The sequence below is a fragment of the Terribium retamae genome, from assembly GCF_022347545.1.
GTDB lineage: Bacteria > Pseudomonadota > Alphaproteobacteria > Rhizobiales > Rhizobiaceae > Mesorhizobium > Mesorhizobium retamae.
Genome location: NZ_JAKREW010000002.1, coordinates 238666 through 251958, shown reverse-complemented (window position 1 = coordinate 251958; position 13293 = coordinate 238666). Strand labels below are relative to the sequence as shown.

The following is a 13293-nucleotide window of genomic DNA, read 5'->3' as shown; positions in this document are numbered from 1 at the left end:
AGACATGACCGCAGAAGACCTTCCCCATCTCACCCCGGCCGAGGCGCGTGTCCTCGGTTGCTTGATCGAAAAGAAAGAGCTTACGCCCGACGTCTATCCGATGACGTCGAATGCGCTGGTGGCCGCCGCCAACCAGAAGACCTCGCGCGATCCGGTGATGGCGCTGGAGATGGTCGAAATCATGCGTGCGCTCAGCACACTGCAGGCAAAGGGTCTCGTGCGTCAGCAGTTCGCGTCGCGCGTCGAGCGCTACGAGCACCTGATGGCGCAGAAATTCTCGCTGACCCGCAACCAGAGCGCTCTGATCGGCCTGCTCCTATTGCGTGGTCCACAGACCGTTTATGAACTGCAAGCTCGTGCGGAGCGTATGGCCAGTTTCGCCGATGCCGACGCTGTGCGCGGTGAACTGGATATGCTGATCGGTCGCCGGCCGCCTCTGGTCAAGGAGATCGGTCGCGCGCCCGGCCAACGCGAGGACCGGTTCGCGCATCTGCTTTCAGGCGATGTCGAGATCAGCGCAGTGGTGGTGAGCAACCGCGCGCCAAGCGCGGCGACCTCGGCCGTCTCGGAACTCGAGGAGCGTGTCCGGCTCCTGGAAGAGGAACTGGCGGCCCTCAAGGCACGGCTCGACGCAGTGGGTGCATAAGCGTGGCCGAGCCGCAGGCCGACGCCGCGACGAATGTCAGCTTCAAGATCGACATCGTCGTCATCGGTGCCGGCCAGGCGGGTCTTTCCTCCGCCTATCATCTCAGCAAACTGGGCCTGGCTGTCGGACGACAATTCCTGGTGCTCGACAGCAATCCGACACCGGGTGGTGCCTGGCAGCATCGCTGGCCCTCGCTGACGCTCAGCACCGTCAACCGAGTGCATGATCTTCCGGGCATGCAGTTCTCCGAGGCTGTCGACACGGGTGACGGTGCCGTCAAGGCGTCGGTCGCGGTGCCGGAATATTTCGCCAGCTATGAGCGCAGGTTCAACCTGCCGGTCTACCGTCCGATCACGGCCAAGGTCGTTTGCGATCGGTCCGGCCGATTGCGGATCGAGACGAGCCGCGAGACGTTTTCGGCGCGCGGCATCATCAACGCAACAGGCACCTGGGAAAACCCCGTCATTCCGGCCTATCCCGGAGCGCAACTGTTCCGGGGCCGGCAACTCCATACCCACGACTATCGCGGCGCGGAAGAATTCGCCGGAAAGCATGTCATCGTGGTCGGCGGCGGCATCTCGGCCTTGCAACATCTCGACGAGATTTCGCAGGTCACCAGCACCACTTGGGTCACCCGCCGCGAGCCGCAATTCCGCGAAGAACCTTTCACGGTGGAAGACGGCCGTGCCGCCGTCGCTGCGGTTGAGGACAGGGTACGGCGCGGTCTGGTTCCCGGATCGGTGGTTTCCGTCACCGGCGTTTCCTGGACACCGGCCTTGCGAGCTGCCCGGGATCGTGGCGCGCTAAAGCGTTTGCCTATGTTCGACGAAATCACCGAAAACGGTGTTCGCTGGCTGGATGGCACCGAGCAGCGAGCGGATGTCATCCTCTGGGCGACGGGGTTCCGCAGCTCGCTCGACCATCTCGCGCCGCTGCAGTTGCGTGAGGATAACGGCGGTATCGTCATGGGCGGTCGCCTGGCAACGCAGGTCCAGAAAGACCCGCGGATTCATCTGGTGGGTTATGGCCCTTCGGCCTCCACCATCGGTGCTAACCGTGCAGGCGGCGCTGCGGCGCGCGAACTTGCAACCTATCTCAGCCTCGTCTGAAGACATATCTCGCCGAAGACAGAGCCAGGAATTCGCTTGGCGAGATATGTCAGCAATGATGGGCCGCGCTCTTGAACCCGCTTCCAGCACTTCCTCTATATGAGCCTTGGCAAATACACGCCTGCGCCGGTCCATCGCCGTCGACGGCGATGGAGGGGTAAATGCCGCAGCATACAGAGAAGGCAACGCGCCGCGAATGGATCGGGCTGGTGGCACTCGCGTTGCCTTGCCTGCTCTATACGATGGACCTCACCGTGCTCAATCTGGCGGTGCCGCATCTGGTCGCCGATCTGAAGCCCAGCGCGGTGCAACTGCTCTGGATCGTCGACATTTATGGCTTCCTGATTGCCGGTTCGTTGATCACCATGGGCACTCTGGGCGACCGTATCGGTCGCCGCAAGGTGCTGCTCGCCGGCGCCGTCCTCTTCGGCATCGCTTCGGTGATTGCCGCATTCTCGACTTCGGCAGAAATGCTGATCGCGGCGCGAGCGCTTCTCGGCATTGCCGGTGCCACGCTGGCCCCGTCGACACTTTCGCTGATCCGCAACATGTTCCACGACGCCGGCGAGCGCACCTTCGCCATCTCGATCTGGGCGACCAGCTATTCGGTAGGCGCCGCGATCGGCCCCCTGCTCGGCGGCGTGTTGCTTGAGTATTTCTGGTGGGGTTCGGTGTTCCTCCTGGCTGTTCCGGTCATGGTGCTGCTGCTGATCGTCGGGCCGATCCTGCTGCCCGAATATCGAGACCCCAACGCCGGGCGGCTCGACGTCACAAGCGCGGCCCTTTCGCTGGTGGCAGTTCTGGCCATGGTCTACGGCCTCAAGCAGATCGCGTCGGACGGCGCTGCCTGGCTCCCAATCGCGGCGATCCTTGCGGGTCTCGCCGTCGGTGCGGCTTTTGTCGTGCGACAGCGCCGGTTGGCCGATCCCCTGCTCGATTTGGGCCTGTTCCGCTCGCGCCCCTTCAGCGCGGCGCTGATCGTCAACGTCATAGCCTGCTTCGTAGCCTTCGGACCTTTCGTCTTCATCGCGCAGTATCTGCAACTGGTCATCCGCCTGACGCCCCTGAAGGCCGGCCTCTGGACTCTGCCCTCTTCGGTCGGTTTCGTGATTTCTTCGATGATGACGTCCTGGATCGTCGCGCGCGTTCCAGCGCCGCGGGTCATCGCCGCAGGGTTGGCACTGGCCGCGCTTGCCTTCTTGTTGCTCACTCAGGTCGGCAACGGACACCCTCTGGCGATGATCGTGACGGCGACGATCGTGATGTCGTTGGGCCTCGGCCTCGTCTTCACACTGACCACTGATCTGATCGTCGGTGCCGCGCCGCCGGAGCGCGCCGGTGCTGCCGGCGCACTTTCGGAAACCGGTGCGGAATTCGGCGGCGTGCTGGGCATTGCCGTTCTCGGCAGCATCGGCATGGCGATCTATCGGGGCGCCATGGCGAGCGGAGTGCCTGCAGGCGTGCCGGAGGAAGCCGCGCACACGGCGCGCGATACGCTGGGCGGCGCTGTCGCCGTTGCGCCGCAACTGCCCAACGGGCTTGCCGATGCGATGCTGGTCGTGGCGCGCGATGCCTTCACGAACGGCTTCGAATTGATTGCGACGATCTCGACCGTGCTGACCCTAGTCGCCGCTGTCGTGATGTTGCTGGTGTTCCGCAAGGGCGGACCGACCAACCCCTCGGACGAGCCGCAATCGGCCGCCTTGCAAAAGGCCGCGTAGCCTCGAGCAATTCCGGGAAAAGTGCGTAGCGGTTTTCCGTCCCGAATTGCGTAAAAACAGAGTAAGTAGAGCGTTTCCGTTTCTCACTGAAACGCTCTAAGCCTTTGTTCGCGCCACATTTTTATAACGCCAAGTGATTCCACTTGGCTACAAAATGCTCCTAAGCGGCAACACGACCCCGTCGTGTCAGGCGAGCTTTGCGTCCAGGGCAATCTTGATGGCGCCCAGGGCTCGCGAAACCGGGCACTCAGCCTTGGCCTTTGCGGCAAGTTCCTGGAATTTGGCGTCATCGATCCCTGGCACATCGCCAATCAGCGTGATGTTGCTCTCGGTGATGCCGGTGCCAGGAATGAGCTTCACCGCCGCGGTGGCCTCAAGCTTTGCGGCGGGCGTGCCGTTCTCGGCCAGGAAGTGCGAAAGCTGCATGGCGTAGCAGCCGGCATGCGCGGCCGCGATCAGTTCTTCGGGGTTGGTACCGGATTTGCCGCTTTCGTCTTCGAAGCGCATCTTGAACGAATAGGGCGTGCCTTTGAGCGCGCCACTTTGGGTGTCGATCGTGCCGCCACCTTCCTTGAGGTTACCTTTCCAGACGGCTGTTGCGGTGCGATCCATGGTCTTTCTCCTACTTGGATTGAGAGGAACGACTATAGCGCTGCAAGCTGACAAGACCACAACATCATTGATTGTGATCTCGCCCAGAAATCAGCGCGCAGAAATGTCGGTTTCGTGCGGTGCGACTCGTCCTGTGGGCAGCGCCACATCGCGGCGCGCCACAAATGGGGAGTGAACGATGAAATATCTCTGCCTTGTCTACCATGAGGAATCGGCATTGCGGGCCTTGTCCGCCGAAGATTCGAGGAAACTCAACGCCGACTCGCTTGCCTATGACAGAGTGCTGGAAAACAGCGGCCATCTGATCGCCGCCGAGGCACTGCAGCCGGTCAATACCGCCAAAGTGGTGCGCAAGCGCAAGGGCAGGATGCTCGTCACCGACGGTCCGTTCGCCGAAACCAAGGAGCAACTGCTCGGCTTCGTGCTCATCGAGGCGGAGAGTCTTGAAGAGGCGCTGGCTCTCGCCGCTGAGATTCCGCTGGCGGAGATGGGCATGATCGAGGTGCGGGCGATCTACGACATTCCGCAACCGTAACACCAATGGTCATGACCGCCGGCACGCGACTGCGCGCAGCGTCCGCCGGCGCGAAGCCAAGCAGTTAGTCCTGAATCGCGCGTGCCGGAGCCTGGCAGACATCGACCCATTCGGCGCCGACAAGCGCTGCCATGCGTGCAGGCTGAAGTCGCACGGCGGCATTGGTGGCGCCGGCCGCGGGCACCACTTCATCGAAGGCTTTCAGCGAAACATCGCAATAGACCGGCAATGGTGCGGGAAGGCCAAAGGGGCAGACGCCGCCAATCGGGTGGCTGGTCAGGGTAACGACCTCCTCAGCCTCCAGCATACGCGCCTTGCCGCCGAAACGGTCCTTGAACTTGCGGTTGTCCAGCCGGGCCGTGCCGGCTGCGACCACCAGCATCGCGGTATCGCCGACCCTCAGGCAGATCGTCTTGGCGATCTGGTCGGGTGCCACGCCATGAGCTTCGGCGGCAAGCGCCACGGTTGCAGAGCTTGCTTCGGTGACTATGACTTCGATGTCTGGGGCTTTGGCTGCAAAGAAGGCGCGTACGGATTCTAGGCTCATATCCAAAGCATAGGGTTGGCCAGCCGGTCAGGCAACCAACCCTGGCCGTCACTCAGTTTGGCCAGCAGGAATATCAGTTGGTCCTGAATGGCTGAACGCTTCGTTCCCTGGCCTAGATCGCCTCACCCCTGAGCAGTCTTGGCGTGTCGCTTGCCAGCCCCGACGCCTGGCGGATGAAGAAGCCTTTCAGAGCCGGCATGCGTTCGACCAGGCCAAGGCCGATGTCACGGACAGCGCGCAATGGCGCGATGTCGTTGGAAAACAGCCGGTTCAACACATCGGTGGTGACGCCCATCTGCATCGTGTCGAAACGACGCCATTGCTGGTAGCGCTCGAGCACGTCGAGCGCACCGATATCCTGGCCGAGCCGGTCCGCTTCAACGATGACTTCGGCGAGGGCGGCAACGTCCTTGAAGCCGAGATTGAGGCCCTGCCCGGCTATCGGATGGATGCCATGGGCAGCGTCGCCCGCCAGCGCGATACGCGGCGCCACGAAGGCGCGCGCGAGCGTAAGCCCCAGCGGCCAGGCGCGCGGCTTGTCCATCGTGCGGATTTCGCCCAGTTTCAGCCCGAAACGCTGCTCCAGTTCCATTTCGAACACAAGGTCGTCGCCATGGACGAGCTTGTTGGCGTCTTCGGTGCGTTCCACCCAGACGATCGACGAGCGGTTGGTGCCATCCTTGTCCGGTTTCAGCGGCAAGGTCGCGAAGGGGCCTGCCGGTAGGAAATGTTCTTCAGCGCGGCCGTTATGCGGCCTCTCATGGGCCACGGTACAAACGATGCCGGACTGGCCATACTCCCATCGCACGGTCTTGATGCCGGCCATGTCGCGCAATCTGGAATTGACGCCGTCGGCGGCGACCAGCAGGCGGGCAAGCAAAGTGGCGCCGTCGGCAAGATGAACGGTCAGGCCAGCGGTGCTGGTGTCGAAAGACTGGACGGCCACGCCTTCGATCAGATCGATGCCCAATTGCTCGGCCTGCCGGCGCAATGCGCCATTGAGGTCGCGGTTGGCGACCATATGCGCGAAGGGTTCGCCGGGCGCGACTTCACCATCGAAGGTCAGGAAGACGGGGCGTACCGGATCCGAGGTGCGCGAATCGGTGATGATCATTTCGGTGATGGCCTGCGCCTGCGGGGCGATCTCCGCCCAGACACCGAGCTGGTCGAGCATGCGGCAGGCGGCGGCTGCAATCGCCGAGGCGCGGCCATCCTTCTGCCACACCCCGGGCGGGGCCGCATCGACCACGGCGATACGCAGGCTGGGGCGGGCCTGTTTCAGCGAGACAGCAGCTGCCAGGCCGACATAGCCAGCGCCGGCGACCAACACGTCGAGCCGGCTCTGCTCAAGCGCTTCTTGTCCTTGTTTTATCGCCATTTCGGCAACCTTTCCCGTACAATTCTCGGGATCATGCTCCAGGTCATGACCGCATTATGCCTTGACTGCCCGTCTCCGCTGTCCGAAACCGCGCCGACAATTGCGAGGAACGGACGCATGACGCAAGCCATGAACGAACTTCTTGGCATTCTCGACCTGGAGAAGCTGGAAGACAACCTGTTCCGAGGTCGCAGCCCCCAGACCGACTGGCAGCGTGTTTTCGGCGGCCAGACGATCGCGCAGGCGCTGGTGGCCGCCCAGCGTACGGTTGAGCCGGACCGGCATGTGCATTCGCTGCATGGCTATTTCATGCGTCCAGGTGACACCAAGCTGCCGATCATCTACGAAGTCGACCGTATCCGTGACGGCTCGTCCTTCACCACGCGGCGTGTGATGGCGGTGCAGCATGGCCAGGCTATCTTTTCGCTGGAAGCCTCTTTCCACATCGAAGAAGGCGGACTCGAGCATCAGATCCCCATGCCTCGCGATGTTCCGGAACCTGATACGCTGATGACGCAGCGTGATCTGCTGGAAAAATTCGGCGAGGCCGTACCGGAAGGCATCAAGCGCTACTGGCAGCGCGAACGTCCGATCGAGATGCGGCCTATCATGCTCAAGCACTACACCAGCCGCGAGCGGCTGGAGCCGGAGCAGAACATCTGGATCCGAACGACGGGTCCGGTACCAAACGATCGCGCGCTGCAGGCAGCCGTCCTGGCCTATCTGTCGGACATGACGTTGCTGGACACGTCGACCTTCGCGCATGGCCGGGCGATCTTTGATCGCGACATCCAGGCGGCCAGCCTGGATCACTCGATGTGGTTCCATCGCAGCCACCCGATAGACGACTGGATTCTTTACACACAGGACAGCCCCTCGACGCAGGGCGCCCGAGGCTTCACACGCGGTTCGCTGTTTGCCCGCGACGGAACCTTGATCGCGTCTGTCGCACAAGAAGGCCTGATCCGTCTGAAACGGTCGCCTGCAGAATAGGCAATCTTTCATTTTTGCCTATTTAGTAGGCAGTTGATAGGCATGCTTGTTGCGCCTGGCTCGACCAGCGCGCACATTCCTGCTGTTTAATCAAAGACTTAGATCTTCGTTTCGTCATTTGGCACGGAGCTTGAATTGCGACGGGCATTCGCCGGCCCATGTCGAGGCCGGAGATGTCGCGTGGAACGCGGGGACCGCAACGAAAAAAGGGCGAATCCTGATGAAAATCGTGATGGCCATCATCAAGCCGTTCAAGCTCGACGAGGTGCGCGAAGCGCTCACCGCCGTCGGCATCCAGGGTCTGACCGTCACCGAAGTCAAAGGCTACGGGCGTCAGAAGGGGCATACCGAAATCTATCGTGGGGCGGAGTATGCCGTCTCCTTCCTTCCCAAGATCAAGATCGAAGTGGCTGTTTCGACCGACCTCGTCGACAGGGCCGTCGAGGCGATCACGAATGCCGCCAAGACCGGCCAGATCGGCGACGGCAAGGTCTTCGTCTTCGGCATCGACCAGGCCGTGCGCATCCGCACCGGCGAAACAGACACCGACGCGCTGTGAGCGGGTCACGCATCGTTATGGAGAGATCGATGAATTATCTTCCTGGCTTGAAGAAGGCGGCAACGCCGCTGGCCGCCTTGATCGGCCTGCTCGCAGCAACCGCAGCCTATGCGCAAGAAGCGGCACCGGCTGCTCCCGCTCCCACACTCGATACCGGCAACACCGCCTGGATGCTGACGTCGACCGCGTTGGTGCTGATGATGACCATTCCGGGGCTCGCCCTGTTCTACGCCGGCATGGTGCGCAAGAAGAACCTGCTCGCCACCGTCATGCAGAGCTTTGCCGTCTGCTGTCTGGTTACCGTGCTGTGGTTCGTGGTCGGCTATTCGCTGGCATTCTCTGATGGCGGCTCGCTGAATGCCTATGTCGGCGGTTTCTCCAAGCTGCTGCATCAGGGCATTACCGTTTCGTCACTGTGGGCGCCGGGCGTGGCGAACATTCCGGAATTCGTCTTCTCGATGTTCCAGATGACCTTTGCCATCATCACGCCGGCACTGATTGCCGGCGCCTTCGCCGAGCGTATGAAATTCTCGGCGCTTCTCCTGTTCAGTGGCCTTTGGCTGTTGATCGTCTACGCGCCGGTCGCGCATTGGGTCTGGGGCGGCGGCTTCCTTGCTTCGGCAGGCGTGCTCGATTTCGCAGGCGGCACCGTGGTGCACATCAATGCCGGCGTTGCGGGTCTCGTCTGCGCGGTGGTGCTGGGCAAGCGCGAAGGCTACGGCTCCGTCAACATGGCGCCCTATAACCTCGTCTACGCGGTGATCGGCGCTTCCCTGCTGTGGGTGGGCTGGTTCGGTTTCAATGCGGGCTCCGAACTCGCTGCCGACGGCCTTGCCGCCGCAGCTATGCTCAACACGCAGGTCGCTGCAGCCGCCGCCGGTCTTGCCTGGATGTTCACCGAATGGCTGATCGCCAAGAAGCCGTCGGTGCTCGGCATCATCTCGGGCGCCGTTGCCGGCCTTGTCGCGGTGACGCCAGCATCCGGTTTCGTCAACCCGACAGGCGCCTTCGTCATCGGCATCGCCTCGGGCATCATCTGCTACTTCGCGGCCGTGAAGCTGAAGCATGCCCTGGGGTATGACGATTCGCTCGATGCCTTCGGCGTGCATGGCGTCGGTGGTATCGTCGGCGCGATCCTCACCGGTGTCTTCGCCGATCCCGCCATCAATGCGCTCGGCAAGGACGCCACTGTGCTCAAGCAACTCTACGGCATCGTCTTCACCATCATCTGGACCGCCGTCGCCAGCTTCGTGATCCTTTACGTGGTCAAGGCGCTGGTTGGCTTGAGGCCAAGCAAGCAGGAAGAGATCGAAGGACTGGACGTCACCCTCCATGGCGAGGTGGTGCAGTAAACCTCGCATCGAACGGGGCTTGTCCGTCCAAGAAGATGATCCCGTCGTGAGTCGCTGCGAACGCGCTCGCGCCACCTGGGCCCGGAGCAATCCGGGCCCTTTTTTCATGATTGGCCGGCATTGATCGTCATTGCACCGACCCGGAGATCACATCTGCCAGGGCGTTCAAAATCGCCATGGTTAATGCTGCCTTAACCTTCCCCCCGATAGTCTGGGCCCCGAATCTGCCGGAATGCGTCCTGCATCCGGCTCAGGCAACGACAGACGGGGAAATGCATGCGTTCAGGGGCATCCGCACCGCTCGCGCTGACTGGCACCGGGCACGGGTTCCAGGCGTTCCTGCGACGGCAGGCCGGCAGGCTCATTGGCGGCGCGCTGTTCATTTTCGTCGTCTTCGGCGTGGCCGCGCTGGCGACGTGGAATGTCGCCGACCCGTCCTTCTCGCATGCCACCGACAATGCCGTCACCAACGCCATGGGTTATCCAGGCGCGGTGTTCTCCGATCTTGCCACGCAGTTCTTCGGTCTCTCGGCAGTCGCGGGACTGGTCCCTGCGGTGATCTGGGGATTCCTGCTTTTCTCCGCGCGCGGTGTCGACAAGATGCCGCGGCGCGGCATTTCGTGGTTCGGTTTCTCCCTGCTTGTCGCAGGCATGGCCGGCTGTGTCGTGCCGCCCAAGACCTGGCCCCTACCCAGCGGTCTTGGTGGCGTGTTCGGCGACATGGTGCTGAAAATACCCGGCATTTTCCTTGGCGGTTATCCAACGGGCGTTGCTGCGACCGTTATTGCAGTGCTCCTGGTGGCGCCGGCGCTGTGGCTGTTTGCCTATGGCTCGGCTCTGATTTCCCGCACGAATGGCTTTGCCGTGATGGAAGAGCCGGAGCCGAAGCGTCGCGAGAAGGAAGAGGATCGCGACGCGATCCTGTTCGAGAACGAGGAAGACGATGACGGCAATGGTGGGTTGCTGGCACTGGGCGCCGTCACCCATTGGTGGTTGTCGTTCCGAGCCTGGTTGCATCGCCGGGCCGCCGCGCGTCGGCGGGAAGAAGAAGGCGAATTCGATTTTGCCGAGATGCCGACGCAAGGGAGCGCCTGGCGTCGGGCAGCCGACCGGGTCGAATCGGCGGAGCTTGCCGAAGCCCGTATGAGCTCCACAGGGCGCGCCCGGGTCGAACCGGAGTTCTTTGCTGCCATGGTCAACGATCGTCATCCATCGGTTGATCCCGCAGCGGCTCCCTTCGGAAGGGACGATTTCGACAATGGCGATTTCGACACAGCCGACTTCGAGGCTGATGACGCCTATATGGACGCGCCGCCTGCTGCGCGCGCTGCCCCGACCACACAGGTGCGCAATTTCCGCTCCGATGCCGCGACCCGTGTCGAAGCACCGGCGCCCCGGCCTCAGCAGGGTGCCCGCGTGCAGCGTGAGGCACAGACCTCGCTGATTGCGTCGAGCAGTTTCGAGATGCCGTCGCTGCATTTCTTGTCGGAGCCGAAGAGTGTGGCCCGCGATCCAAGTCTCTCCAAGGATGCGCTCGAACAGAATGCGCGGCTGCTGGAAGGCGTGCTGGAGGATTTCGGCGTCAAGGGCGAGATCATCCATGTCCGGCCGGGTCCGGTTGTCACCCTCTACGAGCTCGAGCCGGCCCCCGGCATCAAGTCGAGCCGTGTCATCGGCCTGGCCGACGACATCGCTCGCTCGATGAGTGCAATCGCCGCCCGCGTCGCGGTGGTGCCTGGCCGCAACGCCATCGGTATCGAGCTGCCAAACGCCAAGCGCGAAATGGTCTATCTGCGCGAGATCCTGGCCAGCCGCGATTTCGAAGATAGCAAGGCAAAGCTGGCCCTTGCGCTGGGCAAGACCATCAATGGCGAGCCGGTCATCGTCGACATCGCCAAGATGCCGCACGTGCTGGTGGCAGGTACCACCGGTTCCGGCAAGTCGGTGGCCATCAACACCATGATCCTGTCGCTGCTCTACCGGCTGAAGCCGGAAGAATGCCGCCTCATCATGATCGATCCGAAGATGCTGGAGCTCTCCGTCTATGACGGCATTCCGCACCTGCTCACCCCCGTCGTCACCGATCCGAAAAAGGCCGTGGTCGCGCTGAAATGGACCGTGCGCGAGATGGAGGATCGCTACCGCAAGATGTCCAAGGTCGGTGTGCGCAACATCGACGGCTTCAACCAGCGCGTCGCGCAAGCCGACAAGAAGGGTGAAAAAATCTCGCGGACCGTGCAGACCGGCTTCGACCGTCAGACCGGCGAAGCGATCTACGAGACCGAGGATCTCGATCTCGAGCCGATGCCCTATATCGTCGTCATCATCGACGAGATGGCCGACCTGATGATGGTCGCCGGCAAGGACATCGAAGGCGCCGTGCAGCGCCTCGCGCAGATGGCGCGTGCTGCCGGCATCCACGTGATCATGGCAACGCAGCGTCCGTCAGTCGACGTCATCACCGGCACGATCAAGGCCAATTTCCCGACCCGCATCTCGTTCCAGGTGACGTCGAAAATCGACTCCCGCACCATCCTGGGCGAACAGGGTGCGGAACAGCTGCTCGGCATGGGTGACATGCTTTATATGGCTGGCGGCGGCCGCATCCAGCGTGTGCACGGTCCATTTGTCGCCGACGACGAAGTCGAGAAGGTCGTGCAGCACCTGAAGCTTCAGGGCGTGCCTGAATATCTCGATGCCATCACCGAGGACGACGACGAAGGCGACGACGAACCGTCGGGTCGCGGCGGTTCCGGTGGTGGTGGCGGCGGTGGCAATTTCGACGAGTCCGACGATCCGTACGATCAGGCAGTCGCCGTGGTGCTGCGCGACGGCAAGGCATCGACCAGCTACATCCAGCGTCGGCTCGGCATTGGTTACAACCGTGCCGCCTCGATCATCGAGCGGATGGAGCAGGAAGGCATCGTCGGTCCGGCCAACCATGCCGGCAAACGCGAGATCTTGGTGCCAACGGAAGAAGACAAGTTCTGAGGGCGGTCAAACTAAAGCCCAACTGAGGGTTCACCCTTACGGAACAACAGACGAGAGAAAGTGGCATGAAAGACGACCTTTTTGCAACTGCAGCCAGCCTCGCCATGACGCGGCGGCGGTTGCTCGGGTTTGGTTTGATGGTGGCGGGTGCCGCCGCCGCCAATGCCGTGCCGGCCTTCATGCCCATGGCGGCGGCCCAGGCGGGCGTCCCGCCTGCCGCCCAGAAGATCGCCGATCATTTTTCGGCGGTGAAGTCGATGACGGGCGAGTTCGTGCAATTCGGTCCGAAAGGCGAACAGACGGGCGGAAAGTTCTTCATGGAACGCCCTGGCAAGATCAGATTCAACTATGACGGCGCCAACAATTTCAAAGTGATCTCGGATGGCGAATCGGTCGTTCTGCTCAACAAGAAGCTGCAGACGTCCGATCTCTACCCGCTGTCGAAGACGCCGCTGAAGCTTCTCCTCGAGGACAGGATCGACCTGTCCGGCGACCGTGTGAAAAGCGTGAAGGAAGAAGAAGACCTCACCACCATCAAGCTGTCGGACAGGCAGGTCTTTGGCAACGCGACCATCACCATGATGTTCGATCCCAAGACCTATGAGCTGCGTCAGTGGACGATCACCGATGCGCAGGGCAAGGACACCACGGTGATGATCTTCAACACCAAGGAAGGCGTCTCGTTCGCACCCGACACCTTCAAGATCGACTATACCGCCAATCGTGAGCTCAACGCGAAGAAGGGCATGCGCTAAACCATATCCGGCAGTCGCTTCCGGTTGCCGATTCCCCGGATCCCCTGTGGAAATTCCGCGCGTCGTCATCGCATGCGGCGTGCCGGCTTGTCTTT

At 62.2% G+C, this 13293-nt stretch carries 12 protein-coding genes; 9 read left to right on the top strand and 3 right to left on the bottom strand.

What is annotated here, in order from left to right:
- Positions 1–4 precede the first annotated feature (4 nt).
- The 3 genes from L4923_RS04690 (at position 5) to L4923_RS04680 (ending at position 3476) form a co-directional block, all read left to right on the top strand.
- Positions 5–646, top strand: a complete 642-nt coding sequence (locus L4923_RS04690) for a YceH family protein (protein WP_239362408.1) — start codon at positions 5–7, stop codon at positions 644–646.
- A 2-nt stretch (positions 647–648) separates the two neighbouring features.
- Complete coding sequence (locus L4923_RS04685; RefSeq protein ID WP_239362406.1) at positions 649–1755, top strand: NAD(P)-binding domain-containing protein; 1107 nt, start codon at positions 649–651, stop codon at positions 1753–1755.
- Positions 1756–1916: 161 nt separating this feature from the next.
- The gene (locus L4923_RS04680) at positions 1917–3476 is read left to right on the top strand and encodes an MFS transporter (RefSeq protein ID WP_239362403.1); all 1560 of its coding nucleotides are present in this window, start codon (positions 1917–1919) and stop codon (positions 3474–3476) included.
- A gap of 186 nt (positions 3477–3662) precedes the next feature.
- Here the strand turns inward: L4923_RS04680 and L4923_RS04675 are convergent, their stop codons facing one another.
- On the bottom strand, positions 3663–4088 hold the full coding sequence (locus tag L4923_RS04675; protein WP_239362401.1) for an OsmC family protein: 426 nt from the start codon (positions 4086–4088) through the stop codon (positions 3663–3665).
- Between the two features lie 178 nt (positions 4089–4266).
- Here L4923_RS04675 and L4923_RS04670 point away from each other — a divergent pair, with 178 nt between their 5' ends.
- The gene (locus L4923_RS04670) at positions 4267–4623 is read left to right on the top strand and encodes a YciI family protein (RefSeq protein ID WP_239362399.1); all 357 of its coding nucleotides are present in this window, start codon (positions 4267–4269) and stop codon (positions 4621–4623) included.
- 64 nt (positions 4624–4687) lie between these two features.
- Here L4923_RS04670 and L4923_RS04665 read toward each other — a convergent pair whose 3' ends face one another.
- A complete protein-coding gene (locus L4923_RS04665; protein WP_239362398.1) occupies positions 4688–5170 on the bottom strand; it encodes a YbaK/EbsC family protein in 483 nt (160 codons plus the stop codon).
- 112 nt (positions 5171–5282) lie between these two features.
- Positions 5283–6548: a ubiquinone biosynthesis hydroxylase gene (locus tag L4923_RS04660; protein WP_239362397.1), complete on the bottom strand. Its 1266-nt coding sequence runs from the start codon at positions 6546–6548 to the stop codon at positions 5283–5285.
- Positions 6549–6665: 117 nt separating this feature from the next.
- On the opposite strand from L4923_RS04660, the gene tesB reads away from it, so the two are divergent.
- The 5 genes from tesB to L4923_RS04635 all read left to right on the top strand — a co-directional run bounded on the left by tesB (position 6666) and on the right by L4923_RS04635 (position 13198).
- Positions 6666–7541, top strand: a complete 876-nt coding sequence (tesB, locus tag L4923_RS04655; RefSeq protein ID WP_239362396.1) for an acyl-CoA thioesterase II — start codon at positions 6666–6668, stop codon at positions 7539–7541.
- A 220-nt stretch (positions 7542–7761) separates the two neighbouring features.
- Complete coding sequence (locus L4923_RS04650) at positions 7762–8100, top strand: P-II family nitrogen regulator (RefSeq protein WP_239362395.1); 339 nt, start codon at positions 7762–7764, stop codon at positions 8098–8100.
- Positions 8101–8129: 29 nt separating this feature from the next.
- A complete protein-coding gene (locus L4923_RS04645) occupies positions 8130–9452 on the top strand; it encodes an ammonium transporter (RefSeq protein WP_239362394.1) in 1323 nt (440 codons plus the stop codon).
- 276 nt (positions 9453–9728) lie between these two features.
- Positions 9729–12443: a DNA translocase FtsK gene (locus L4923_RS04640; RefSeq protein WP_239362393.1), complete on the top strand. Its 2715-nt coding sequence runs from the start codon at positions 9729–9731 to the stop codon at positions 12441–12443.
- 65 nt (positions 12444–12508) lie between these two features.
- A complete protein-coding gene (locus L4923_RS04635; protein ID WP_239362391.1) occupies positions 12509–13198 on the top strand; it encodes an outer membrane lipoprotein carrier protein LolA in 690 nt (229 codons plus the stop codon).
- Positions 13199–13293 lie beyond the last annotated feature (95 nt).